This window comes from Streptomyces sp. SYP-A7185 (genome assembly GCF_046103685.1).
Classification (GTDB): domain Bacteria; phylum Actinomycetota; class Actinomycetes; order Streptomycetales; family Streptomycetaceae; genus Streptomyces.
In genome coordinates, this window is sequence record NZ_CP122310.1 from 1,226,264 (window position 1) to 1,250,507 (window position 24,244).

A 24,244-nucleotide genomic window follows, 5' to 3' on the forward strand; every position below is an offset into this window, starting at 1 on the left:
CGAGGGGTCAGCGGGCGGGAGCGGCCGCGGCACGGCGGCCCGCCCGGGCGACGGCGATCTGGCGGGCCACGCGCGGCCCGAGCACGGACACCACGAGCAGCACGCCGGTGACGACGATCTGGGACTGCGCGGAGACGTTCAGCAGGCTCATCGCGTTCTGGAGGGCGCCGAGCAGGAAGACTCCGGCGATGGCCCCGCCGAGGGTCCCCTTGCCGCCGTCGAAGTCGATGCCGCCCAGCAGGACGGCGGCGACGACGGAGAGTTCGAGTCCGGTGGCGTTGTCGTAGCGGGCGCTGGCGTAGTGCAGGGCCCAGAAGACGCCGGTGAGCGAGGCCATGAGACCCGTGGCGACGAACAGCCACAGCTTGTGCCGCTTGACGCGGATGCCGGCGAAGCGCGCCGCCTCCTCGTTGGCGCCGATCGCGAAGAGCGAGCGCCCGAAGGGCGTGGCGTGCAGGACGACGACGGCGATCGCGAGCAGCGCGAGGAAGGGCAGGAAGGCGTACGGCAGGAAGGTGTCGCCGATGCGTCCGGCCGCGAAGTCCAGGTACTGCACGGGGAAGTCGGTCACGGCGTCCGACCCGAGGACGATCTGTGCGATGCCCCGGTAGGCGGCCATGGTGCCGATGGTCACGGCGAGCGAGGGCAGCCCGAGGCGGGTCACCAGGAGGCCGTTGACCAGGCCGCAGACGACGCCGAGGAGGAGCACGAGCGGGATGATCGTCTCGATGGCCATGCCCGCGTTCCAGAGCGCGCCCATCACGGCCCCGGAGAGCCCCGCCGTCGAGGCCACCGACAGATCGATCTCTCCGGAGACGACGAGCAGCGTCATCGGCAGGGCGATCAGGGCGATGGGCAGCGTGTTGCCGATGAGGAAGGAGAGGTTGAGCGCGTTGCCGAAGCCGTCGACGTAGGAGAACGACATCAGGAGGAGGACGACCAGGAGAGCGCCGACGACGGTGTCCCAGCGGACGGCGCGCGTGAGCGTGGGCCGGGTGGAGTCAGCCATGGCGGGCGTTCCTTTTCTTCAGGGCCTTGGCGACGCGCAGGGCGACGATCCGGTCGACGGCGATGGCCAGGACGAGCAGGACGCCGTTGATGGCGAGCACCCACACGGAGCTGACGCCGAGCGCGGGAAGCACGCTGTTGATGGAGGTCAGGAGCAGTGCGCCGAGTGCCGCGCCGTAGACGCTCCCGGAGCCGCCGGTGAAGACGACGCCGCCGACCACGACGGCGCTGACGACGGTGAGTTCGTAGCCGTTGCCGGTGGCGGAGTCGACGTTGCCGAAGCGGGCCAGGTAGAGCGCCCCGGCCAGGCCGGCGAGCGCTCCGCAGGCGGTGTAGGCGGCGAGGATGCGCTTGCGCACGGGGATGCCGGCGAGCCGGGCGGCCTCGGGGTTGGAGCCGAGGGCGTAGAGCTCGCGTCCGCCGCCGAAGTGCCGCAGGTAGAAGGCGACCGCGACCAGGACGGCGAGCGCGATCAGCGCCAGGTAGGGCACGGCGGAGATCCCGCCGGAGCCGAAGTCGACGAAGCCGTCCGGCAGGTCGGAGGCGGTGATCTGCCGGGAGCCGACCCAGATGGAGTCGATGCCCCGGATGATGTAGAGGGTCCCGAGCGTCACGACGAGCGCGGGCACCTGGCCGAGGCTGACCAGCGCCCCGTTGAGCAGCCCGCAGCCGACGCCGAGTACGACCGCCAGGAGGATCGCGACCGTCGGGTCGCCGCCGCCCTGGAGGTAGGTGCCGGCGGCGAAGGCGCTGATCCCCAGCGTCGAGCCGACCGACAGGTCGACGTTGCGCGTGATGACGACCAGGGCCTGGCCGGTCGCGACCAGGACGAGGATGGTGGCGTTCAGGAGCAGGTCCTTGATGCCCTGCTCGGAGAGGAACTCGCTGTTGCCCGCCTGGGTGATGCCGATCATCACCAGGAAGACCAGCAGGATGGCCAGTTCGCGCATCTTGAACACGCGGTCGACCAGGCGGGTCGCCCCGGCCTTCTCCGGGTCCACGGCGGGTGCCGGGGTCTGGGTGGTCACGCTCATGCCGTCCTCCCGGTGGCGGCCGCCATCACGGACTCCTCGGTGGCCCGCGCGCGCGGGATCTCGGCGGTGAGCCGCCCTTCGTGCATGACGAGGACCCGGTCGGCCATGCCGAGGATCTCGGGCAGGTCGGAGGAGATCATCAGGACCGCGACGCCGTCCGCGGCGAGTTCGGACAGCAGCCGGTGCACCTCGGCCTTGGTGCCGACGTCGATGCCCCGGGTGGGCTCGTCCACGATCAGGACCTGGGGCCGGGTGGCCAGCCACTTGGCGAGGACGACCTTCTGCTGGTTGCCGCCGGACAGGGTGCCGACGGCGTCGGCGATGCGCGCGTACTTCACCTGGAGGCGCACCGCCCAGTCGAGCGAGCGGCTGCGTTCGGCACCGCGGTCCATGAGGCCCGCTCGTACCGTGGTGCGCAGGCCGGTGAGCCCGATGTTGCGCTCGATCGACATGTCCATCACGAGGCCCTGGGCGCGCCGGTCCTCGGGGACCAGCGCGAGTCCGGCCGCCATGGCGGTGCTGGGCGCTCCGTTGATCAGCGCCTTGCCCTGCACCTCGACCGTGCCGGCGTCCCACCGGTCCACGCCGAACACGGCCCGCGCGACCTCGCTGCGCCCGGCTCCCACGAGCCCGGCGAGGCCGACGATCTCGCCGCGCCGCACGTCGAAGGAGACGTCGGTGAAGACACCCTCGCGGGTCAGGCGGCGCACGCTCAGCGCGATCTCGCCCACCCGGGTGTCCTGCTTGGGGTAGAGCTCGTCGAGGTCGCGGCCCACCATGCGGCGCACGAGCTCGTCCTCGGTCAGACCTTCGAGCGGCTCGCTCGCGATCAGGCCGCCGTCCCGCAGGGTGGTGACGCGCTGGCACAGCTCGAAGATCTCCTCCAGGCGGTGCGAGATGAACAGCACGGCGGCGCCCTGTTCGCGCAGGGTGCGGACGACGCCGAAGAGGCGGGCCACCTCGCTGCCGGTGAGGGCCGCGGTCGGCTCGTCCATGATCAGGACCCGGGCGTCGAAGGACAGCGCCTTGGCGATCTCGACGATCTGCTGGTCGGCGATGGACAGGCCGCGTGCGGGCTGCTCGGGGTCGAGGTCCACGCCCAGGCGCTCGAAGAGCGCCTGGGCGGCGGCGTGCACGGCCTTGTGGTCGACGCGGCCCAGCGAGCGGCGGGGCTGGCGCCCCATGAAGATGTTCTCCGCGACGGAGAGGTCGGGAAAGAGCGTCGGCTCCTGGTAGATGACGGCGACGCCCGCGTCCCTGGCGTCCTTGGGGCCGTTGAAGACGACCGGGGACCCGTCGAGCGACAGCGCTCCCGCGTCCGGCCGGTGGACCCCGGCGAGGGTCTTGATGAGGGTGGATTTCCCTGCGCCGTTCTCGCCCGCGAGGGCGTGCGCCTCACCGGCGTACAGCTCCAGGGAGACGTCGTGCAGGGCGCGCACGGCCCCGAAGGACTTGCTCAGGCCCTGCACGGCAAGGACGGGGGGCTCTCTCATAGGTAGCACCGATCGGTCACGAAGGGCATGCGGCTGCTGGCCGCGGGAATCAAGGGAGGGCGTCATCGGGAGTCACCCGCCGGACACCCGGGGTGAAAGGTTTCAATCAATTTTCAGGGAAGCTAAACCCGCGCCAACTGCCGCGTCAATGGGCGTGACTTGAAATTCCTGTCGCGACTTGCCGGGCCAAGGCCCCTGCGCTCAAGGGCTCTTGACATCGGGCAGCGCGCTCCCTAGCTTCGCCTCTCGTGAAACGATTCATCGTCGAGTCGTTACGGAGTCGAGTTGTGATCAGCAGAAGACGCCTGCTCAGCACCACCGCCACGGCCGCCCTGGGCACGGCGATGGCCGCCGGGGCCGTCCCCGCGGCCCAGGCCGCCCCCACCGCGGGGAGCCGGGCCCTCCGCGTGACCAGACCGACCGTGGAGTACGTGAGACATCCGCTCGGTCTCGACGTGCCGCGCCCGAGGCTGAGTTGGCCCCTGGCGTCCACCGAGGAAGGCCAGACCCAGAGCGCCTACCAGATACGCGTGGCCACCTCCCCCGGCCGCCTCACCGAGCCCGACGTCTGGGACAGCGGCAAGGTCGCCTCCGGCGACTCCGTCCTGGTCCCCTACGCGGGCCCCGAACTCACGTCCCGTACGCGCTACCACTGGTCCGTGCGCGTCTGGGACGGCGCCGGCAAGGCCTCGCAGTGGAGTGAGGCCTCCTGGTGGGAGACCGGACTCTCCGCCGCGAAGGACTGGACCGCGCGGTGGATCGGCGCCCCCGCCTCGCTCGTCGGCGCGCCCGCCCCGGACGGCGCCTCGTGGATCTGGTTCCCCGAGGGCGACCCCGCCACCAGCGCGCCCGCCGCCACCCGGTGGTTCCGCGGCCGCGTCGACGTCCCCGAAGGAATCACCCGCGCGCGGCTCGTCATCACGGCCGACGACGGCTTCACCGCGTACGTGAACGGCACGTGGGTGGCGCACACCGAAGCGGACAGCGCGGCCGACAACTGGCGCCGCCCCGTGGTCGTCGACGTGACCGACCAGCTGCGCTCCGGCACCGCGGTCATCGCCGTCTCCGCCACCAACGCCACGACCGGACCCGCCGGCCTGCTCGGCCTGCTCGAACTGACGACCGCCGACGGCGTACGCACCGTCAAAACCGACGGCAGCTGGCGGACCACCGACCAGGAGCCCGCGGGCGACTGGCGGTCGGTGGAGTACGACGACGGCTCCTGGAAGGAAGCCAAGGCCCTCGCCGCCTGGGGGTCGGGCCCCTGGGGCAAGGTCGCCGTCAACCACTGCCCCGCCGCCCAGCTGCGCCACGAGTTCCGCCTGCGCCCGGGCAAGACCGTCGCCCGGGCCCGGCTGTACTCCACGGCCCTCGGCCTCTACGACGCCTGGCTGAACGGCGAACGCGTCGGCGACGACCGGCTGGCACCCGGCTGGACCGACTACGACAAGCGCGTCCAGTACCAGACGTACGACGTGACCAAGCAGCTCAAGTCCGGCGCCAACGCGCTTGGCGTGACCGTGGCCGTCGGCTGGTACGCGGGCAACGTCGGCATGTTCGGCCCGCACCAGTACGGCGACCGGCCGGCGTTCCTCGGCCAGTTGGAGATCACCTACACCGACGGCTCCACCGACCGCGTGCTGTCCTCCACCGACTGGCGCGCCGCCACGGGCCCGGTCACCGCCGCCGACCTCCTGTCGGGCGAGGACTACGACGCCCGCCTGGAGACCACGGGCTGGACCCGTGCCGGGTACGACGACTCGCGCTGGATCGCCGCCGACGCCGTCGACCAGGTCAAGGCCGCCGTCGTGGCCCAGATCGACGGGCACACGCGCGTGGAGAGCGAGATCTCCGCCCGCGAGGTGAGCGAGCCCAAGCCCGGCGTGTTCGTCTTCGACCTCGGTCAGAACATGGTCGGGGCCGTCCGCCTCACCGTCTCCGGGAAGGCCGGCACGAAGGTCCAACTGCGCCACGCGGAGGTCCTCAACCCCGACGGCACCGTCTACACCACCAACCTGCGGTCCGCCCGCGCCACCGACACCTACACGCTCAAGGGCGGCGGCAAGGAGACCTACGAGCCGCGCTTCACCTTCCACGGCTTCCGGTACGTGGAGGTGACGGGCTACCCGGGCAAGCCGCCCCTCGACGCCGTGAAGGGCCGCGTGCTCCACACGTCGGCGCCCTTCACGATGGACTTCAAGACGAACCTCCCCCTGCTCAACCAGCTCCACAGCAACATCACCTGGGGGCAGCGCGGCAACTTCCTCTCCGTCCCCACCGACACCCCCGCCCGCGACGAGCGGCTCGGCTGGACCGGCGACATCAACGTCTTCGCGCCGACCGCCGCCTACACGATGGAATCGGCGCGCTTCCTCACCAAATGGCTCGACGACCTGCGCGACGGACAGGCAGACGACGGCGCCTTCACCGACGTGGCGCCCTTCGTCGGCACGGTCGGCAAGGGCGTGGCCGGCTGGGGCGACGCCGGAGTGACCGTGCCCTGGGCGCTGTACCAGGCGTACGGCGACCAGCGCGTCCTGGAGCAGTCCTGGTCCTCGATGCTGAAATGGCTCGACTACCTGGAGAAGCACAGCTCGGGATATCTGCGTCCCGCCGAGGGGTACGGGGACTGGCTCAACATCCAGGACGAGACCCCCAAGGACGTCATCGGCACCGCCTACTTCGCCCACAGCGCCGACCTCGTCGCCCGCACCGCCGAAGCCCTGGGCAAGGACCCGGCCCCGTACAGGAAGCTCTTCGGCAGCGTCCGTGACGCCTTCCGCGCCGCGTACGTGAGCGGCGAGGGGCGGGTGAAGGGCGACACGCAGACCGCGTACGTCCTGGCCCTGTCCATGGACCTGCTCGCCGACGACCACCGCGCACCGGCCGCCGCCCGCCTCGTGGAGCTCATCAAGTCCAAGGAATGGCACCTGTCGACGGGCTTCCTGGGCACACCCCGGCTGCTGCCCGTCCTGACCTCCACCGGCCACACGGACGTCGCCTACCGCCTCCTCGTCCAGCGGTCCTTCCCCAGCTGGGGCTACCAGATCGACAAGGGCGCCACCACGATGTGGGAGCGCTGGGACTCGATCAAACCGGACGGCAGCTTCCAGGACGCGGGCATGAACTCCTTCAACCACTACGCCTACGGCTCGGTGGGCGAGTGGATGTACGCCAACATCGCGGGCATCGCACCGGCCGCCCCGGGCTTCCGCAAGATCACCGTCCGTCCGCGCCCCGGCGGCGGCGTGACCGAGGCACAGGGCACCTTCGACGCGCGGTACGGCCCGGTCACCACCCACTGGAAGGCGGACGCCGAAGGGTTCCGTCTCACCCTCACCCTGCCGGCCAACACCACGGCGGAGGTGTGGATCCCCGCCGCCAAGCGCACGCAAGTGACCCACGGGGCGACGGAGTTCCTGCGGATGGAGGACGGCTGCGCCGTCTTCGCCGCCGGCTCCGGCACGCACCGGTTCTCCAACTGACCCACCACGACCGCTCTTTCGGAAGGCTGCGCGATGACCGCCGGAACCAGCAAGGACGCCGTGAAAGCGGCACTCACCACCCAGGCCCTGGAGACCCCTTCCTGGGCGTACGGCAACTCCGGTACCCGCTTCAAGGTCTTCGCGCAGCCAGGTGTCCCGCGCACGACCCGGGAGAAGCTGGACGACGCCGCCCGGGTGCACGCCCACACCGGCGTGGCGCCCAAGGTGGCCTTGCACATCCCCTGGGACAAGGTCGACGACTACGGGGCGCTCGCGCGGTACGCCGCCGCGCGCGGCGTGACGCTCGGCGCGATCAACGCCAACGTCTTCCAGGACGACGACTACAAGCTCGGCTCGGTCACCAACCCCGACCCGGCGGTGCGGCGCAAGGCGCTCGACCACCTGCTGGAGTGCGTGGACATCATGGACGCGACGGGTTCGCGGGACCTGAAGCTGTGGTTCTCCGACGGCACCAACTACCCCGGCCAGGACGACCTGGCCGACCGCCAGGGCCGCCTCTCGCAAGCCCTGCGGACCGTCTACGACCGTCTCGGCGACGACCAGCGCATGCTGATCGAGTACAAGCTCTTCGAGCCCGCCTTCTACGCGACGGACATCCCGGACTGGGGCACGGCCTACGCGCACTGCCTCAAGCTCGGGCCCAAGGCGCAGGTCGTCGTCGACACCGGCCACCACGCGCCCGGCACCAACATCGAGTTCATCGTCGCCACGCTCCTGCGCGAGGGCCGCCTGGGCGGCTTCGACTTCAACTCGCGCTTCTACGCCGACGACGACCTCATGGCGGGCGCCGCCGACCCCTTCCAGCTCTTCCGGATCATGTACGAGGTCGTCCGCGGCGGCGGCCTGACCTCCGGCATCGCGTTCATGCTCGACCAGTGCCACAACATCGAGGCGAAGATCCCCGCGATCATCCGCTCGGTGATGAACGTGCAGGAGGCCACGGCCAAAGCCCTACTCGTCGACGCGGACGCGCTGGCACAGGCCCAGCGGACCGGCGACGTGCTGACCGCCAACGCGGCCTTGATGGACGCCTTCAACACGGACGTCCGCCCCCTACTGGCAGAAGTCAGGGAGGACTCGGGGCTCGACCCTGATCCCATGAGGGCCTATCGGGAGTCAGGCTGGCAGGAGCAGATCGTCAAGGACCGCGTGGGCGGCGAGCAGGCCGGATGGGGGGCATGAGCGGCATGACACAGCACGCACGGATCAAGGAACTCCTCGACCGCGCCCACCGCTTGGGCGCCGACCCGCGCAACACGAACTACGCCGGCGGCAACGCCTCGGCGAAGGGCACGGCCCCCGACCCGGTCACCGGCGCGGACACGGACCTGATGTGGGTCAAGGGCTCGGGCGGCGACCTGGGCACCCTCACCGAGGAAGGCCTCGCGGTCCTGCGCCTTGACCGCCTTCACGCGCTGAAAGAGGTGTATGCGGGACCGGAGCACGAGGACGACATGGTCGGCGCCTTCGACTACTGCCTGCACGGCAAGGGCGGCGCCGCCCCCTCCATCGACACGGCGATGCACGCTCTGGTGGACGCCCCGCACGTGGACCACCTCCACCCGGACTCGGGTATCGCCCTGGCCTGCGCGGCCGACGGCGAGAAGCTGACGGCCGAGTGCTTCGGCCCCACGGTGGCCTGGGTGCCCTGGCGCCGCCCCGGCTTCCAGCTCGGCCTGGACATCGCCGCGGTACAGGCGGCCCACCCCGACGCCATCGGCTGCGTCCTGGGCGGTCACGGCATCACCGCCTGGGGCGCCACGGCCGAGGAGTGCGAACGCAACTCGCTGCACATCATCCGCACGGCGGAGGCCTTCCTCGCCGCACGCGGAAAGCCCGCCCCCTTCGGCCCCCCACTCGCGGGCTACGCCCCACTGCCCACCGCCGAACGCCACCGGCGAGCTGCCGAACTGGCCCCGCACATCCGCTCCCTGGCCTCGCGGGACCGGCCCCAGGTCGGCCACTTCACCGACACGGACACCGTCCTCGACTTCCTGGCCGCCACACAGCACCCGCGTCTGGCGGCCCTGGGCACGTCCTGCCCGGACCACTTCCTCCGCACGAAGATCAGGCCGCTGGTCCTGGACCTGCCGCCCACCACTCCCCTGCCGGAGGCGATCACCCGCCTCAAGGAGCTGCACGCCGCCTACCGCGAGGAGTACGGGTCCTATTACGCCCGCCACGCCGACCCGGCCTCCCCCGCGATGCGCGGCGCCGACCCGGCCATCGTCCTCGTCCCGGGCGTAGGGATGTTCTCGTTCGGCAAGGACAAGCAGACGGCCCGCGTGGCCGGCGAGTTCTACGTGAACGCGATCAACGTCATGCGCGGCGCCGAGGCCGTCTCCAGCTACGCCCCGATCGACGAGTCGGAGAAGTTCCGCATCGAGTACTGGCCTCTGGAGGAGGCAAAGCTCCGGCGCCTGCCGCGCCCCAAGCCGCTGGCCACCCGCATCGCCCTGGTGACCGGCGCGGGCAGCGGCATCGGCAAGGCGATCGCGCACCGCCTGGTGGCGGAGGGCGCGTGCGTGGCGGTGGCCGACCTGAACGCCGAGAACGCGGCGGCCGTGGCACAGGAGCTGGGCGGCCCGGACAAGGCCGTGGCCATCCCCATGGACGTCACCTCCGAGGAACAGATCACGAGCGCCTTCGCCGCCACGGCCCTCGCCTTCGGCGGCGTGGACCTGGTGGTGAACAACGCGGGCATCTCCGTCTCCAAGCCCCTCCTCGACACGACGGCACGGGACTGGGACCTGCAACACGACATCATGGCCCGCGGCTCGTTCCTCGTCTCCCGCGAGGCGGCCCGCGTCATGCGGGACCAAGGGCTCGGCGGCGACATCATCTACATCACCTCCAAGAACGCGGTGTTCGCGGGCCCGAACAACATCGCGTACTCCGCCACCAAGGCGGACCAGGCCCACCAGGTCCGCCTGCTGGCGGCCGAGCTGGGCGAGCACGGCATACGGGTCAACGGCATCAACCCGGACGGCGTGGTCCGCGGCTCGGGAATCTTCGCGGGCGGCTGGGGAGCGCAGCGCGCGGCGACGTACGGCATCGAGGAGGAGAACCTCGGCGCGTTCTACGCCCAGCGGACCCTCCTCAAGCGCGAGGTGCTGCCCGAGCACGTGGCCAACGCGGTCTTCGCCCTGACGGCGGGCGACCTGACCCACACGACGGGCCTGCACATACCCGTGGACGCGGGCGTCGCGGCAGCGTTCCTCAGGTAACGGCCTCCTCCGGCGCGCATGGCCCCCGCGACGAGCGGGTTTCCCCGCCCTTCACCCGTCCGCCCCGCAGTCCCGCAGTTCCGCAGCGCTGGGCGGAGGGCGGACGGGCGAATGGGCGGACGGGCGGGGGCCGACAGCCCGACGCGCCGCGTCCACACCCCACCCGCGCACTCACACCGGCACCCGCACACGCCCCCACACGCACACCCGCACCCGTCCACCAACCCCTGCGAGCCACCATGCACCTCGCCACCCCCAAGCCCCGCTCCGCGGAACACCACTTCGCGGCGATCGATCTCGGCGCCTCCAGCGGACGCGTCATGGTGGGAAAGGCAGGCCCCGACACCCTCACCCTCCACCAGACCCACCGGTTCCCCAACCGCCCCGTCCGCGTCGCAGGCACCCTGCACTGGGACATCCTGTCCCTGTACGCCGGCATCCTCGACGGCCTGCGCGCCGCCGGCGCCACCGCTCCCCTCACGTCCGTCGGCATCGACGGCTGGGCCGTCGACTACGGCCTCCTGGACGCGGACGGCGCGCTCCTCGGGAACCCGGTGCACTACAGGGACACCCGTACGGAGGGCGTGGCCGCCGCGGCGTGGACGAAGGTGCCGCCCACCGAGCTGTACGCCACCACCGGCATCCAGTACGCCCCCTTCAACACCCTGTACCAACTGATCGCGGCCCGGCGCACGGCCCAACTCTCCGCCGCCCGGCACCTCCTGCTCGTCCCCGACCTCCTCACGTACTGGCTGACGGGCGAACGCGGCACAGAGCTGACCAACGCCTCCACCACCCAGCTGATGGACCCCGCCACGGGCACCTGGTCGCAGGAGACGGCGACGCGCCTGGGCATCGACCTGGGGCTGTTCCCACCGCTGCGGCGCCCGGGCGAGCCGGCGGGCCACCTGCTCCCCCACGTCCTCGACGCCACCGGTCTGACCTCGCCGCTCCCCGTGACGACCGTCGCCTCGCACGACACCGCGTCGGCCGTGGCCGCGGTTCCCGCGACGAGCGACGACTTCGCCTACATCTGCACGGGCACCTGGTCCCTGGCCGGCCTGGAACTGACCGCCCCCGTCCGCACGGAGGAGAGCCGCGAAGCCAACTTCACCAATGAGCTGGGCATCGACGGCACGATCCGCTACCTGCGCAACATCATGGGCCTGTGGCTGCTCCAGGAGTGTCTGCGCACCTGGGAGACCGGCACGGGATCCGGCCAGGGACCGGGCTCCCCGGGCGGCGCCGCCACCCTGGAGGGCCTCCTGCGCGAGGCGTCCCGCGTCCCCGCCCTCCGCTCCCTGGTCGACGCGGCGGACCCCGCCTTCCTTCCTCCCGGCGACATGCCGCGCCGCATAGCCCGGGCCTGTGCCTCCACCGGCCAGCCGGCCCCTCGCACGCCCGCGGAGACCACGCGCTGCATCCTCGACTCTCTGGCCCTGGCCCACCGCCGGGCCATCGAGGACGCCCGACGCCTCGCGGACCGCGCCGTGGAGGTGGTCCACATAGTCGGCGGCGGCGCCCGCAACGCGCTCCTGTGCCAACTGACCGCGGACGCCTGCGGGCTGCCCGTGGTCGCGGGACCCGCGGAAGCGGCCGCGCTGGGCAACGTCCTCGTACAGGCGAGGGCGCACGGCCTCCTGCGGGACCGGCACGAGATGCGCGCCCTGCTGGCCCGCACCCAGCACCTGACGCGCTACGAGCCGACGACGGACCCGACGCAGCGGGCGGCGTGGGACGCGGCGGCCCGACGCGTATCGGCGGCATGACGTGTCCCGGTGGCATGACTCCCGCTCAGCGCGCAGAGCGCATACGCTGCATCCATCCGATGATCGACGAGGAGGAACCCGCGATGCGTGTCGCCCTGTTCCTGACCTGTGTCAACGACACGCTCTATCCCGACACGGGCCGCGCGGTGGTGAAACTGCTGACCAGGCTCGGAGTTGAGGTCGACTTCCCGATGGCGCAGACCTGCTGCGGGCAGGCGCACTACAACACGGGGTACCGCCACCAGGCAGAGCCTCTGGCGCGTCATTTCTCCGATGTCTTCGGCTCGGAGGAGTACGACGCGATCGTGACGCCGTCCGGTTCGTGCGGCGCGATGGTCCGCGAGCTGTACCCCCGTATGGGAGAGCGGGCCCGTGCCGAGGGCCGCGGCGACGGCCTGGCGACGACGCTGGCACCCGTGGTGCCCAAGACGTACGAACTCACCGAGTTCCTGGTGGACGTCCTCGGGGTGACGGACGTCGGGGCGTACTACCCGCACACGGTGACCTACCACCCGACCTGCCACGGCCTGCGCAGCCTGGGCCTGGGTGACCGTCCCACGCGCCTGCTCCGGTCGGTCAAGGGTCTGGAGCTGATCGATCTCCCGGGCGCCGACGAGTGCTGCGGTTTCGGCGGCACCTTCGCCATGAAGAACTCCGATGTCTCGTCCGCGATGGGCACGGACAAGGTCCGCAACGCCGAGTCGACGGGCGCCGAAACGCTGTGCGCGGCGGACAACTCCTGTCTGATGCACATCGGGGGCACGCTGTCCCGCCTCCAGAGCGGGCTGCGCCCGGTCCACATCGCGGAGATCCTCGCGAGCACGGAAGAGGAGCCCCTCGTATGAGCGGCACGTTCGTCGGCATGCCCGCCTTCCCCACGGCGGCCCGCGAGGCCGTGGGGAACCAGACCCTGCGCGCCAATCTGCGGCACGCGACACACACCATCCGCGACAAACGGGCCCGGGCCGTCGCCGAGCTGGACGACTGGGCCCAGCTCCGCGAGGCGGGCAAGCGCATCAAGGACGAGACGCTGCGCCATCTCGACCGCCACCTGGTCCGGTTGGAGGAGTCGGTCACGGCGGCGGGCGGCACCGTGCACTGGGCCGCGGACGCCGACGAGGCGAACCGCATCGTGACCGCGCTGGTCAAGGACACCGGCGAGACCGAGGTGGTCAAGGTCAAGTCGATGGCCACCCAGGAAATCGGTCTGAACGAAGCGCTGGAGGCCGAGGGCATCCGCGCGTACGAGACCGACCTGGCCGAGCTCATCGTGCAGTTGGGCAAGGACCGCCCCTCGCACATCCTCGTCCCGGCCATCCACCGCAACCGCGGCGAGATCCGCGAGATCTTCGCGCGCGAGATGAGCGAGTGGGGCCGGCCCGCCCCGGAGGGACTCACCGACACCCCCGCCGAACTCGCCGAGGCCGCCCGGCTCCATCTCCGGGAGAAGTTCCTGCGCGCCAAGGTCGGCGTCTCCGGGGCGAACTTCATGGTCGCCGAGACGGGCACCCTGGTCGTGGTCGAGTCGGAGGGCAACGGCCGCATGTGCCTGACGCTCCCCGAGACGCTGATCTCGGTGGTCGGCATCGAGAAGACCGTGCCGACCTGGCAGGACCTGGAGGTCTTCCTCCAGACGCTCCCCCGCTCCTCGACGGCCGAGCGGATGAACCCGTACACCTCGATGTGGACCGGCACCTCCGAACAGGACGGGCCGCGCACCTTCCACCTCGTGCTCCTGGACAACGGCCGCAGCGACACGCTCGCCGACGAGGTGGGCCGCCAGGCCCTGCGCTGCATCCGCTGCTCGGCCTGCCTGAACGTCTGCCCGGTGTACGAACGGGCCGGAGGCCACGCGTACGGCTCGGTCTACCCCGGCCCCATCGGCGCGATCCTCAGCCCCCAACTGCGCGGCACCCAGAGCGAGATCGACGCCTCCCTGCCCTACGCGTCGTCCCTGTGCGGCGCGTGCTACGAGGTGTGCCCGGTGGCCATCGACATCCCCGAGGTCCTCGTCCACCTGCGCGAGCGCGTGGTCCAGGGCGGCGAAGTGACACGACACGGCACGAAGGCGACGCTGCGGCCCGCGAAGGGGCACGCCGCGGAGCGGGCGGCGATGCGTGCGGCGGGCTGGGCGTTCGGCCGACCGGGAGCGCTGAGGGCCGGGCAGCGCCTCGCGTCCGCGACCCGGCGCCTCCATCCCCGCACGCTCCCCGGGCCGGGGCGGGCCTGGAGCGGCACGCGGGATCTCCCCCAGGTGCCCGCGGAGCCGTTCCGCGACTGGTGGCGGCGGACGAACGGCGGCCGGGCACACGACCCGAAGCCCCCGCAGAAGCCTCAGCCGACTCCAGAGACGCAGAAGGCACAGAAGACACAGCAGGCCCAGGGGCCACAGAAGACGCAGAGGGGTGGCGGGCAGTGAGCAGCAGGGAGCAGATCCTGGGCCGTGTCCGGCGGGCGCTGGCCGACGTCCCGGACGACCGGGAGACGTACGCCTACGACCGGGCGGTGCCCCGCGACTACCGCCGCGAGCACGGCGACCGCACCACCGGGCAGACCGTCGACCTGCTCGCGGAGAACCTCGCCGACTACCGCGCGCTGGTGCACCGCTGCGCGGACGAGGAGCTGCCGGGTCTGCTGGCCCGCCTGCTCGCGGCACGCGGCGCGCGGACCGTGCTCGTGCCGCCGGGCCTGCCCCCGCACTGGCTGGAGGCCTCCGGCGCGACCCGCGTCGAGGACCGGGCCGCGAGCACCCCGCGCGAGCTCGACGAGGTCGACGGCGTGGTCACCGGCTGCGCGGTCGCCGTCGCCGAGACCGGCACGATCGTCCTGGACGGCGGCCCCGACCAGGGCCGCCGGCGCATCACGCTCGTCCCCGACCATCACATCTGCGTCGTGCGCGTCCCGGACCAGGTGGTCTCCTCGGTGCCGCGGGCACTCGAACGGCTCGATCCGGCGCGCCCGCTGACCTGGATCTCGGGACCGTCCGCCACCAGCGACATCGAACTGGACCGGGTGGAGGGCGTGCACGGCCCGCGCACCCTGGAGGTGGTGCTGGTGAGCGGAGTGCAAGAGCCGCGGTTAGCGTGAGTGCATGATCCGGTTCGAACAGGTCAGCAAGCGCTACCCGGACGGCACGATGGCCGTGGACGATCTGTCCTTCGAGGTCGCCCAGGGGGAGCTGGTCACGCTCGTGGGACCGTCCGGGTGCGGCAAGACGACCACGATGATGATGGTGAACCGCCTCATCGAGCCGACCGCGGGCCGCATCTTCGTGAACGGCGAGAACATCGCGGACGTCGACCCGGTGCGCCTGCGCCGCCGGATCGGCTATGTCATCCAGCAGGTGGGGCTCTTCCCGCACCGGACGATCCTCGACAACACGGCGACCGTGCCCGCGCTGGTCGGCTGGAAGAAGGCGAAGGCACGGGCGCGGGCGGCCGAGCTGCTCGACCTGGTGGGCCTCGATCCCACGACGTACGGCTCGCGCTACCCCGAGCAGCTGTCCGGCGGGCAGCGCCAGCGCGTGGGCGTGGCCCGTGCCCTGGCGGCCGATCCGCCCGTACTGCTCATGGACGAGCCGTTCGGGGCGGTCGACCCGGTGGTGCGCGAGCAGTTGCAGGACGAGTTCCTGCGCATGCAGGCGACGGTCCGCAAGACGGTCCTCCTGGTCACCCACGACATCGAGGAAGCGGTCAGGCTCGGCGACCGGATCGCGGTGTACGGGCAGGGGCGCATCGAGCAGTACGACACTCCCGGGGCGGTGCTCGGCACCCCGGCGACGCCGTACGTCGCCGGGTTCGTGGGCGCCGACCGGGGTCTGAAGCGTCTGTCGGTGACCGAGATCCTGGCGGACGACCTGGAGCAGCCGGTGGTGGCACGGCTCGACGAGTCCGCCGCGCAGGCCGCGGCCCGGCTGCGCGAGCAGGACGCCCGCTGGGCCGTCGTCCTGGACACGGACGGCGATCTGCACGGCTGGGTGGGCATCGACGAGGTGGCGCTGGCCGGGGAAGGCGGCAGGGTCGGCGATCTGGCCCACCGCATGAAGGCGTGGGTGCCGGTGGGCGCCCCCCTCAAGCAGGCGTTCGGCGTGATGCTCCAGCACGACGCGGGCTGGGTCGCCGTCCTGGACGGGGCCCGCTTCCTGGGCGTGCTGACCCCGGCGAAACTGCACGAGGCCCTGCGCCGCTCGGTGGACGCGGACGCGCAGGGCGTGGCCCGGGACCAGGTGGAGTTCGACTCGGTGGCCGACGCCTGAGCGCACGCGGCGGGGGCCGCCCCGCCGCGCACGCCGCCCCGGCGGGCCTCACAGCAGCCCCTTGTCCTCCAAGTACGTGCGCGCCACGTCCTGCGGCAGGCGGCGCCGGCTGTCCACCTGTTCGTTCATGGACGCCAGGTCCGCCGTCGTCAGCACGGAGTTGAGGCGGCCGAGCGCCTTCGAGACGCCTTCGCTGCCCGCGCGGGAGCGGTTGACGACCGGGACGATGTAGTCGGCGTTCTGGAGTTTCTTGTCGTCCTTGAGGAGGACCAGGCCGAAGTCGTCGAGCGTGGCGTCCGTCGACGTGGTCAGGACCATCTGGTCCTGACCGCTCTGCACGGCCTTCTTGGCCTGTGTCGTGCCCACGCCCTTGGGATCGACGGAGGTGATGTCGATGCCGTAGACCTTCTTCAGGCCGGGTTCGCAGTACGGGCGCTGCACGCATTCGTCACCGGCGGCCAGGCGCACCTTCAGGCCCGACTTGCCGAGGTCGCTCAGTGTCTTCAGGCGGTGCTGCTCGGCGTAGGAGGCGGTGACGGCGAACGCGTTCTGGTCGACGGCCTTCCCGGGATCGAGGACGGTGAGGCCGCGCGGGGCGGCGAGGCCGCGCAGGGCCTTCATCGTGGCGTCCAGGTCGGGCGAACCGACCGGTTTCGCGTCGGCGCCGTTCTTCTTGGCGTTCAGCCAGTCCGCGAACGTCGCCGCGTACTCGGGGACGACGTCGATCTGCCCGGATTCCAAGGCGGGTTCGTACAGCTCGCGGTTGGCCACGGAGAGGATCTCCGCGCTGTATCCGGCCTCTGTCAGGAGCAGGGCGTACATCTGGGCGAGCAGGTCGCTCTCGGTGAATCCTGCGGACCCGACGACCAGGTGGTGGCTGTCCCCGGGGGGTGCCGTCACCTCGCCCTGGGTCTCCAGGGACGGCCCCGAAGAACAGCCGGCCAGCAGCAGCGCGGCCAGCACGGGCCCCGCGATCGCCGCGCCGCGGACCGCGCCCCGGCCTCCGCTCCGGTCCTCGCCCCGACCCGCGCGCCGCCTCATCCGGTCCGCCCTCTCCCCCGCGCCCATCCGGGAGCGAGCCGTTCGCCGAGCTCGAAGAGCCCCTCCACGATCAGCGCGAACACGGCGACCAGGACGGCGCCCGCGACCACCTGCGGGGTGCTGGCGAGGTTGAAGCCGGCCGTGATGATCCGGCCGAGGCCGCCGCCACCGGCCAGGGCCGCGATCGTGGCGGTGGCCACGAGCTGCACGGCCGCGATCCGTACGCCGCTGAGGACCAGCGGCATGGCGAGCGGCAGTTCCACCCGCCACAGCATCTGCCGTCCCGTCATGCCCATGCCGCGCGCGGCCTGGACGACGCTGCGGTCGACCCCACGCATCCCCACGTACGCGTTGGTGAGCAGCGGCGGCACGGCGAACAGGACGAGCGCGACGACGGTGGGGCCCTCGCCCCACTTCCCGATGGGGGTCAGGAGCAGCAGCACGAGGACCGCGAAGGTGGGCACCGCGCGGCCGACGTTGGAGATGTTGACGGCGAGGGCGCCGCCCTTGCCGAGGTGGCCGAGGACGAGCGCGACCGGCAGCGCGATCAGACAGCTGAGGATCAGGCAGACCACGGTGAGGACGAGGTGCTGGGTGAGCCGGTGCCAGATGCCGTCGTCGCCCGCCCAGTGCGCCGAGTCGGTGAGCCACTGCCAGGCATCGCTGATGGTGTTCATGAGCGGACCGCCCTCGTCCACGGGGTGAGGATCCGCTGCACGCCCAGGAGCAGCAGATCGGCCAGTACGGCGATGACGACGCACAGCACGGACGCGGTCAGGACCTGCGCCTTGAAGTAGGTGTTCATGCCGGCGTAGATGAGGTTGCCGAGCCCGCCGAAGCCGACGATCGCGCCGACCGTGACGAGGGAGACCGCGGAGACGGTGGCGATGCGCAGACCGGCCATGGCGGCGGGCAGCGCGAGCGGCAGCTCGACGGTGAGCAGCAGCCGGATCGGCCCGTATCCCATGCCGCGGGCGGCCTGCCGGGTGTCCTCCGGGACGGCGCGCAGCCCGGCCAGGATGTTGCGGACGAGCAGCGTCAGGGAGTACAGGACGAGCCCCGCGACCACGAGGGACGCGGAGAGCCCGTACACGGGGAGCAGCAGCGAGAACATGGCGAGCGAGGGGATCGTGTAGAGGACGGTGGTCAGCGCGAGGACGGGGCCGGCCGCCAGCGCCCAGCGGCGGGCGACGACGGCGAGCGGCAGCGCGATGACCAGCGCGATCAGGACGGAGACGGCGGTCAGCTCCAGGTGCTGGAGGACCGCGTCGACGATGATCTGGCGGCGGGTGCTCAGATACTCGCCGCAGATCCACTCGTTGCGCGCGAGGCAGTCGTCCGGGGGCGCGGTCACCTGTCCATTCCAGCGGGCGAGGGCGGGGGTCGGCGCGTTCTGGTGACCCGTACGGGCGTGGGACCGGTCGTCCCGGGGCCTCTCCGCGACCCTCGGTAAACGATATATGCCCCAGACCTACACATAAGGAAAAAATAAGAGCACACTGGATGAGCGCGACATCCCGCCGCGCGAGGTGATCAGGCTTGTACGCAGCAGAAGCAGAGGAGACGAGTCTCATGGCCGACGTCTCACACAGGGGAGACATAGCCGCTCACCCTGATGTATCGGAAATGCGGGATCGGTACGCCCGCGTACTCGGTGGACACGACGTGGCACTCGTGGACGGGCCCGTGTTCCTCACGGGCCTTTTCTGTGCCATCTCACCCTGGGTGGTCCACTTCACCGCGAGTCAGCCCGTTCTCACGACCCACAACCTCATCATGGGCATTGCGATCGCCCTGCTGGGTCTCGGGTTCACCGTCGCCCCGGCCAGGATGTACAGCCTGAGCTGGGCGATGTGCGCCATGGGCGTGTGGATGATCGTGTCGCCGTGGATCGTCGGCACCAGCCCGGACATGGGCGTCATCCTCACCAACGTCATCATCGGCGGTCTCACCCTCCTGCTGGGCCTCGTGTGCACCGGCGCGGCGGCGAAGGAGGGCCGGAAGACCGGGACCACCTGACGCAGGAAGGAAGGCGGAAGCACACCGGCGCGGCGGCCCCCGGTCCGGCGGAGAACCGGAGGCCGCCGTCAAGGCGCGCGGTGGGTTAGGCGGCGCGGCTCACGCGTCCCTGGTGGCCGCGGATGATGTCGGCATAGCGCAGCCCGCTGCCCTTGACCGTGCGGCGCTGCGTCTCGTAGTCGACGTGGACGAGGCCGAACCGCTTGTCGTAGCCGTAGGCCCACTCGAAGTTGTCCAGGAGCGACCACGCGTAGTACCCGGCCAGGGGCGCCCCCTTGCGGGCCGCGCTCGCGCAGGCGGCGAGATGGCCGACCAGGTAGTCCGTCCGCTCCGGGTCGTCGACGGTGCCGTCGGGGCGTACGACGTCGGGGTAGGACGAGCCGTTCTCGGTGACGTACAGCTTGCGGGCCCCGTACTCGTTCGTCAGGCGCAGCAGGAGCGTCTCGATGCCGCTCGCGTCGATCTCCCAGTCCATGCCCGTGCGGGGCACGCCCTCGCGGCGCACCTGGTGGGCGTAGGGCGCGGGTCCCGCGGGGTCGTCGGAGACGACGGCCGGGAAGTAGTAGTTCAGGCCCAGCCAGTCCAGCGGCTGCGCGATGGTCTCCAGGTCGCCCGCGTGCTCCGGGAGTTCGATCCCGTAGACCTCCCGCATGTCGGCGGGGAAGCCGCGGCCGTGGACCGGGTCGAGCCACCAGCGGTTGGTGTGACCGTCCACGCGGCGGGCGGCGGCGATGTCCTCGGGCCGGTCGCTCGCGGGCTCGACCGTGGAGAGGTTGTTGACGATGCCGATCTGCGCGCCGGGCGCGGCGGCCCGGATCGCCTGGGTGGCCAGACCGTGCCCGAGCAGCAGATGGTACGAGGCACGCACGGCGGCGGTCAGGTCGGTCAGGCCCGGCGCCATGCGCCCCTCCAGGTGGCCGATCCAGGCCGAGCAGAGGGGTTCGTTGAGCGTGGCCCACTGGGTGACGCGGTCACCGAAGCGTTCGGCGGCGAGGGAGGCGTACGCCGCGAAGTGCTCGGTCGTGTCCCGCTCGGGCCAGCCGCCGCGGTCCTGGAGGACCTGGGGCAGGTCCCAGTGGTAGAGGGTCACCGACGGCGTGATGCCCGCTTCGAGCAGGCCGTCGATCAACTGGTCGTAGAAGTCCAGGCCCTTGGCGTTGGCGGGGCCGTCGCCGCCGGGCACCACCCGCGGCCAGGCGAGGGACAGCCGGTAGGCGTTGGTGCCCAGTTGCCGCATCAGCGCGATGTCCTCGCGCCAGCGGTGGTAGTGGTCGCAGGCCACGTCGCCGTGGTCGTCGTTGTCGATCTTTCCGGGGGTGTGCGAGAAGGTGTCCCAGATCGAGGGGGAACGGCCGTCCTGGGTGACGGCCCCCTCGATCTGGTACGCCGATGTGGCCGTGCCCCACGCGAAGTCGTGCGGAAGTGCGGCAAGGTCGATGAGCTCGGACACGGACGTCCTCTCAGACGGGGTCATGGCAAGGGCAGGTGCGGCAGGGGGGTGGGTCACTTGACGGCTCCGGCGGTGAGGCCGGCGACCAGATAGCGCTGGAGCAGGAGGAAGCCCGCGACCACGGGCACGCTCACGACCAGCGACGCGGCCATGATCTGGTTCCAGTAGACGTCGTTCTGGGTGGAGTAGCCCTGGAGGCCGATGGCCAGGGTGCGGGTGGCCTCGTTCGTCATGACGGAGGCGAAGAGCACTTCTCCCCAGGCGGTCATGAACGCGTAGACCGCGACCGCGACGATGCCGGGGATCGCGGCGGGCACCACCACCCGGAAGAGCGCGCCGATCGGCCCGCAGCCGTCCACCAGTGCCGCCTCGTCCAGGTCGCGCGGCACCGACTCGAAGTACCCGATCAGCATCCAGATCGAGAACGGCAGCGAGAAGGTCAGATACGTGAGGATGAGCCCGCCCCGCGAGCCGAACAGGGCGATCCCCGTGGCGTTGCCGATGTTGACGTACATCAGGAACAGCGGCAGCAGGAACAGGATGCCGGGGAACATCTGGGTGGACAGGACCGTCACCGTGAAGACGCGCTTGCCGCGGAACTGGTAGCGGCTGACCGCGTAGGCCGCGAAGACGGCGATCACCACCGAGCAGACGGTGGCCGCGCCCGCCACGACCAGCGAGTTCATGAAGTACTTCGCCAGCGGGACGGTCTGCCAGATGTCGATGTACGGACGGATCGTCAGGCCGCTCGGCATCCAGCGGAACTTGCCCGAGACGTCTTCCAGGGGCTTGAGCGAGCTGGACACCATCACGAACACCGGCAGGAGCACGAAGCCGGTGAGCAGCGCGAGGAAGATCCGCCGCGACCACAGGAACGAGCGGGGCGCCGCCATCGGCGACCGGGGCCTGCGGGCCGTGCGGGGCCGCGCGGCCATGCGGACGCTAGACATGAGCGGACTTCCTCTCGCGCGAAGTGACCCACAGATAGACGCCCGTCACCCCGAGCAGGAACAGGAGCAGCAGGACGGACATGGCGGAACCGGTGCCGAAGTTCCAGGTGACGAACGAGGACTGGTAGATGTGGATCGAGACCAGGTCCGCGGCCTCGGGCGCCGACCTGCCGAACAGGACGTACGGCGTGTTGAAGTCGTTGAACGTCCACAGGAACAGGACGAGCACGAGGACCTGGTTGACCGAGCGCAGGGACGGCAGCGTGATGCGGCGGATCTGCTGCCACATGCCGGCGCCGTCCAGGGCGGCCGCCTCGTACATCTCCCTGGGGATGTTCTGGAGGCCCGCCATCATGATGAGGAAGGCGAACGGCCAGCCCTTCCACACCGACACGGTGAGCAGCGCGAAGAAGCTGTTGTCGCCGATGAGCCAGAACGGCGCGCTGTCGGTGAGGCCCAGCTGGTCGTGCAGCACGTGGTTGATGAGGCCGTTGTCACGCTGGAACATGAAGCCCCAGGTGATCACCGCCGCGTACACGGGCAGGGCGTACGGGATGAGGAAGAGCGCCCGGAGGAAGCCCCGCCCCTTGAACGTCTCCTGGAGGTAGATCGCGGCGGTCGTCCCGATCAGCCAGCAGAGGCCGACCGAGAGCACCGTGAACGCGCAGGTGACGAGGAACGAGTGCAGCAGCGCCTCGCCCACCGGCGCGTCGAAGTCGACCGACACCTTGTAGTTGTCCAGGCCCGACCAGGGCGCGGCGCCCCAGTCGCGGATGAAGAACTGGGTGAGCTCCTTGAAGCTCATCGTGATGCCGACGACGATCGGCAGCAGATGGACGAGGAGCTCCAGCAGGAGGGCGGGGAGCAGCAGGAGGTACGGGAGCCCGATGCGGCGAAGCCGCCCCGGACGGCGGGGCCGGGAGCCCCGCCCCGTCTCCGGGGCGGTCCCTTCCGCTTGCTCGGCGCCCCCGGCGTCCTGCACGAGGGTCGTGGTCTTGGTGGTCACGGACGTGTCGCTCACTGCTTGGACATCTGCTGCTGAGCCTTGACCAGTTCGGCCTTGACCGACGCGGTGGTCACCTCACGGCCCGCGGCGGCGTTCGCGAAGAGGTTCTTGACGGCGGTGCCGACCGCGGTCTCGAACTGCGACTCGTTGGGCACCTGGGGCAGCGGCGCCGCGCTCTTGGCGAGGGTGTCGCGCAGGACCTTCAGCTCGGGGCGGTCGAAGGCGGTGTCCTCCTGGGCCGCCTTGACGGGCGGCACGGAGCCGTAGGACGAGCAGAGGATCTTCTGTTCCGCGTCGCTCGTCATGAACTTCACGAACTTCAGCGAGCCGTCGATGTTCTTGGTGTTCTTGAAGACGGCCATGTTGATGCCGGCGACCATCGAGTTGGTGGCCTTGCCCTGGCCCGGCGTGCCGGACTGGACGGGCACGGGGGCCACGCCCCACTCGTCCTCGCTCATGCCCTGCGACTTGAAGGTGGTGGCGGCGGCTTGCCACAGCACCATCGCCGTCTTGTCCTTGGCGAAGTCGCTCAGGGACTGGTTCTGCGCGTACTCGGCGTTGCCGGGGGCGACGATCTTGTCCTTCCCCATCATGTCGACGTACTGCTTCACGGCCGCGACCGCGCCGGGGGAGGTGAAGTCGGCCTTGCCGTCCTCGGTGAAGAAGTCGGCGCCGTGCTGCTTGCCGAGGGCGAAGACCTGGTGGATGTTGTTGGAGAGGTTCGCGCCCTCCGCGCCCAGGGCCCACTTGCCGCCCTTGGAGATCTTCTTGCCGTCCTCGACCAGCTCGTCCCAGGTGGCGGGCGGCTTGTCTATGCCGGCCTCCTCGAACATCTTTTTGTTGTAGTAGAGGGCGTACGCCATGGAGTACAGCGGTACGGCGGCCGGGTCCTTGTCCGGCGCGCCGGCCGAGCCGAGCGCGGACTCCACGAAGCGGTCCTTGCCGCCGATCTTGGCGAAGTTCTTCTCGTCCCAGGGCAGCAGGGCCCCGCTGGCCTGCAACGACGCGCTCCAGGTGTTGCCGATGTTCAGGACGTCGGGGCCCTGGCCCGACGTCGTCGCGGTCAGGATCCTGTTGAGCAGCTCCGACCAGGGGATGACCTCGAGCTTCACCTTGATGCCCGTCTTCTTCTCGAACTTGTCGAGTTCGGGCCGGAGGATCTTCTTGTCCGCCTCGATGTTGGGGCCTTGGTTCGACGCCCAGTAAGTCAGCGTCTTCGGCGAGTCGTTGGACCCGGCCCCGCCCGTCGTCGAGCCGCCGCCACAGGCGGAGGCGGTGAGGGCGAGCGAGAGAGTGGCGGCGCCGACGGCGGCGGCTCGGAATCTGCGCATGGCTCCAGGTGTCCCTTCCGGAGGGAGTCATGGGGAGGACGGCTGGCCCAGCGCCGGATGAAGCAGGCGCCGCGTTCAACTCTTGAAGGCCCTCATGACTTAATTTAGGACGTGAGTTAAACCGGCGGGGAAGATACCGTCAAGGGGTCACACAG

The 24,244-nt window shown here is 70.9% G+C and carries 19 protein-coding genes; 9 read left to right on the top strand and 10 right to left on the bottom strand.

Features of this window, described 5'->3' with window-relative positions; genetic code table 11:
- Nucleotides 1–7 precede the first annotated feature (7 nt).
- The 3 genes from QBL25_RS05180 to QBL25_RS05190 are packed head-to-tail and all read right to left on the bottom strand — an operon-like array spanning nucleotide 8 to nucleotide 3,535.
- Nucleotides 8–1,009, bottom strand: coding sequence for an ABC transporter permease (locus QBL25_RS05180; RefSeq protein WP_409055785.1), 1,002 nt, complete (start codon nucleotides 1,007–1,009; stop codon nucleotides 8–10).
- Nucleotides 1,002–2,042 (bottom strand): ABC transporter permease, encoded by a 1,041-nt coding sequence (locus QBL25_RS05185; protein ID WP_409055786.1) that lies wholly within the window; start codon nucleotides 2,040–2,042, stop codon nucleotides 1,002–1,004. Before QBL25_RS05185 ends, QBL25_RS05180 begins: the two co-directional genes overlap by 8 nt.
- Nucleotides 2,039–3,535 (bottom strand): sugar ABC transporter ATP-binding protein, encoded by a 1,497-nt coding sequence (locus tag QBL25_RS05190; RefSeq protein WP_409055787.1) that lies wholly within the window; start codon nucleotides 3,533–3,535, stop codon nucleotides 2,039–2,041. Before QBL25_RS05190 ends, QBL25_RS05185 begins: the two co-directional genes overlap by 4 nt.
- A gap of 287 nt (nucleotides 3,536–3,822) precedes the next feature.
- Between QBL25_RS05190 and QBL25_RS05195 the strand changes: the two genes are divergently transcribed.
- The 8 genes from QBL25_RS05195 to QBL25_RS05230 all read left to right on the top strand — a co-directional run bounded on the left by QBL25_RS05195 (nucleotide 3,823) and on the right by QBL25_RS05230 (nucleotide 16,292).
- Nucleotides 3,823–7,020: an alpha-L-rhamnosidase gene (locus QBL25_RS05195; protein ID WP_409055788.1), complete on the top strand. Its 3,198-nt coding sequence runs from the start codon at nucleotides 3,823–3,825 to the stop codon at nucleotides 7,018–7,020.
- A gap of 33 nt (nucleotides 7,021–7,053) precedes the next feature.
- Entirely contained in the window at nucleotides 7,054–8,223 is a 1,170-nt protein-coding gene (gene rhaI, locus QBL25_RS05200) for an L-rhamnose isomerase (RefSeq protein WP_409055789.1), read from the top strand.
- Between the two features lie 5 nt (nucleotides 8,224–8,228).
- Complete coding sequence (locus tag QBL25_RS05205) at nucleotides 8,229–10,268, top strand: bifunctional aldolase/short-chain dehydrogenase (RefSeq protein WP_409062553.1); 2,040 nt, start codon at nucleotides 8,229–8,231, stop codon at nucleotides 10,266–10,268.
- Between the two features lie 239 nt (nucleotides 10,269–10,507).
- Nucleotides 10,508–12,037 carry a rhamnulokinase gene (locus QBL25_RS05210; protein WP_409055790.1) on the top strand — a complete coding sequence of 510 codons (1,530 nt, stop codon included), beginning with the start codon at nucleotides 10,508–10,510 and terminating at the stop codon, nucleotides 12,035–12,037.
- Nucleotides 12,038–12,120: 83 nt separating this feature from the next.
- A complete protein-coding gene (locus tag QBL25_RS05215; protein WP_409062554.1) occupies nucleotides 12,121–12,882 on the top strand; it encodes a (Fe-S)-binding protein in 762 nt (253 codons plus the stop codon).
- Complete coding sequence (locus tag QBL25_RS05220) at nucleotides 12,879–14,456, top strand: lactate utilization protein B (RefSeq protein WP_409055791.1); 1,578 nt, start codon at nucleotides 12,879–12,881, stop codon at nucleotides 14,454–14,456. Before QBL25_RS05215 ends, QBL25_RS05220 begins: the two co-directional genes overlap by 4 nt.
- Complete coding sequence (locus QBL25_RS05225; RefSeq protein WP_409055792.1) at nucleotides 14,453–15,124, top strand: lactate utilization protein C; 672 nt, start codon at nucleotides 14,453–14,455, stop codon at nucleotides 15,122–15,124. Before QBL25_RS05220 ends, QBL25_RS05225 begins: the two co-directional genes overlap by 4 nt.
- Nucleotides 15,125–15,128: 4 nt before the next feature.
- A complete protein-coding gene (locus QBL25_RS05230) occupies nucleotides 15,129–16,292 on the top strand; it encodes an ABC transporter ATP-binding protein (RefSeq protein WP_409055793.1) in 1,164 nt (387 codons plus the stop codon).
- Nucleotides 16,293–16,340: 48 nt separating this feature from the next.
- Here QBL25_RS05230 and QBL25_RS05235 read toward each other — a convergent pair whose 3' ends face one another.
- The 3 genes from QBL25_RS05235 to QBL25_RS05245 are packed head-to-tail and all read right to left on the bottom strand — an operon-like array spanning nucleotide 16,341 to nucleotide 18,687.
- On the bottom strand, nucleotides 16,341–17,333 hold the full coding sequence (locus QBL25_RS05235; RefSeq protein ID WP_409055794.1) for an ABC transporter substrate-binding protein: 993 nt from the start codon (nucleotides 17,331–17,333) through the stop codon (nucleotides 16,341–16,343).
- A complete protein-coding gene (locus QBL25_RS05240) occupies nucleotides 17,330–18,010 on the bottom strand; it encodes an ABC transporter permease (protein ID WP_409055795.1) in 681 nt (226 codons plus the stop codon). Before QBL25_RS05240 ends, QBL25_RS05235 begins: the two co-directional genes overlap by 4 nt.
- Entirely contained in the window at nucleotides 18,007–18,687 is a 681-nt protein-coding gene (locus QBL25_RS05245) for an ABC transporter permease (RefSeq protein WP_409055796.1), read from the bottom strand. The genes QBL25_RS05240 and QBL25_RS05245 overlap by 4 nt, the downstream gene beginning before the upstream one ends.
- A gap of 218 nt (nucleotides 18,688–18,905) precedes the next feature.
- Between QBL25_RS05245 and QBL25_RS05250 the strand changes: the two genes are divergently transcribed.
- Nucleotides 18,906–19,352, top strand: coding sequence for an SPW repeat protein (locus QBL25_RS05250; RefSeq protein WP_409055797.1), 447 nt, complete (start codon nucleotides 18,906–18,908; stop codon nucleotides 19,350–19,352).
- 85 nt (nucleotides 19,353–19,437) lie between these two features.
- Here QBL25_RS05250 and QBL25_RS05255 read toward each other — a convergent pair whose 3' ends face one another.
- From QBL25_RS05255 to QBL25_RS05270, 4 genes are read right to left on the bottom strand one after another with little or no spacing between them, the layout of a single operon-like run.
- Nucleotides 19,438–20,826: a GH1 family beta-glucosidase gene (locus QBL25_RS05255; RefSeq protein ID WP_409055798.1), complete on the bottom strand. Its 1,389-nt coding sequence runs from the start codon at nucleotides 20,824–20,826 to the stop codon at nucleotides 19,438–19,440.
- A gap of 29 nt (nucleotides 20,827–20,855) precedes the next feature.
- Entirely contained in the window at nucleotides 20,856–21,752 is an 897-nt protein-coding gene (locus QBL25_RS05260; RefSeq protein WP_409055799.1) for a carbohydrate ABC transporter permease, read from the bottom strand.
- Nucleotides 21,745–22,773 (bottom strand): carbohydrate ABC transporter permease, encoded by a 1,029-nt coding sequence (locus QBL25_RS05265; protein ID WP_409055800.1) that lies wholly within the window; start codon nucleotides 22,771–22,773, stop codon nucleotides 21,745–21,747. Before QBL25_RS05265 ends, QBL25_RS05260 begins: the two co-directional genes overlap by 8 nt.
- Nucleotides 22,770–24,089, bottom strand: coding sequence for an ABC transporter substrate-binding protein (locus QBL25_RS05270; RefSeq protein WP_409055801.1), 1,320 nt, complete (start codon nucleotides 24,087–24,089; stop codon nucleotides 22,770–22,772). The genes QBL25_RS05265 and QBL25_RS05270 overlap by 4 nt, the downstream gene beginning before the upstream one ends.
- Between the last annotated feature and the right edge of the window lie 155 nt (nucleotides 24,090–24,244).

Excerpts from the sequence above, each read along its gene's own strand:
- QBL25_RS05235 (WP_409055794.1), bottom strand. The coding sequence starts at position 17,333 with ATGAGGCGGCGCGCGGGTCGGGGCGAGGACCGGAGCGGAGGCCGGGGC.
- QBL25_RS05215 (WP_409062554.1), top strand. The coding sequence starts at position 12,121 with ATGCGTGTCGCCCTGTTCCTGACCTGTGTCAACGACACGCTCTATCCC.
- QBL25_RS05220 (WP_409055791.1), top strand. The coding sequence starts at position 12,879 with ATGAGCGGCACGTTCGTCGGCATGCCCGCCTTCCCCACGGCGGCCCGC.
- QBL25_RS05230 (WP_409055793.1), top strand. The coding sequence starts at position 15,129 with ATGATCCGGTTCGAACAGGTCAGCAAGCGCTACCCGGACGGCACGATG.
- QBL25_RS05255 (WP_409055798.1), bottom strand. The coding sequence starts at position 20,826 with ATGACCCCGTCTGAGAGGACGTCCGTGTCCGAGCTCATCGACCTTGCC.
- QBL25_RS05205 (WP_409062553.1), top strand. The coding sequence starts at position 8,229 with ATGACACAGCACGCACGGATCAAGGAACTCCTCGACCGCGCCCACCGC.
- QBL25_RS05180 (WP_409055785.1), bottom strand. The coding sequence starts at position 1,009 with ATGGCTGACTCCACCCGGCCCACGCTCACGCGCGCCGTCCGCTGGGAC.
- QBL25_RS05210 (WP_409055790.1), top strand. The coding sequence starts at position 10,508 with ATGCACCTCGCCACCCCCAAGCCCCGCTCCGCGGAACACCACTTCGCG.
- QBL25_RS05185 (WP_409055786.1), bottom strand. The coding sequence starts at position 2,042 with ATGAGCGTGACCACCCAGACCCCGGCACCCGCCGTGGACCCGGAGAAG.
- QBL25_RS05260 (WP_409055799.1), bottom strand. The coding sequence starts at position 21,752 with ATGTCTAGCGTCCGCATGGCCGCGCGGCCCCGCACGGCCCGCAGGCCC.
- QBL25_RS05270 (WP_409055801.1), bottom strand. The coding sequence starts at position 24,089 with ATGCGCAGATTCCGAGCCGCCGCCGTCGGCGCCGCCACTCTCTCGCTC.
- QBL25_RS05190 (WP_409055787.1), bottom strand. The coding sequence starts at position 3,535 with ATGAGAGAGCCCCCCGTCCTTGCCGTGCAGGGCCTGAGCAAGTCCTTC.
- QBL25_RS05250 (WP_409055797.1), top strand. The coding sequence starts at position 18,906 with ATGGCCGACGTCTCACACAGGGGAGACATAGCCGCTCACCCTGATGTA.
- QBL25_RS05240 (WP_409055795.1), bottom strand. The coding sequence starts at position 18,010 with ATGAACACCATCAGCGATGCCTGGCAGTGGCTCACCGACTCGGCGCAC.
- rhaI (WP_409055789.1), top strand. The coding sequence starts at position 7,054 with ATGACCGCCGGAACCAGCAAGGACGCCGTGAAAGCGGCACTCACCACC.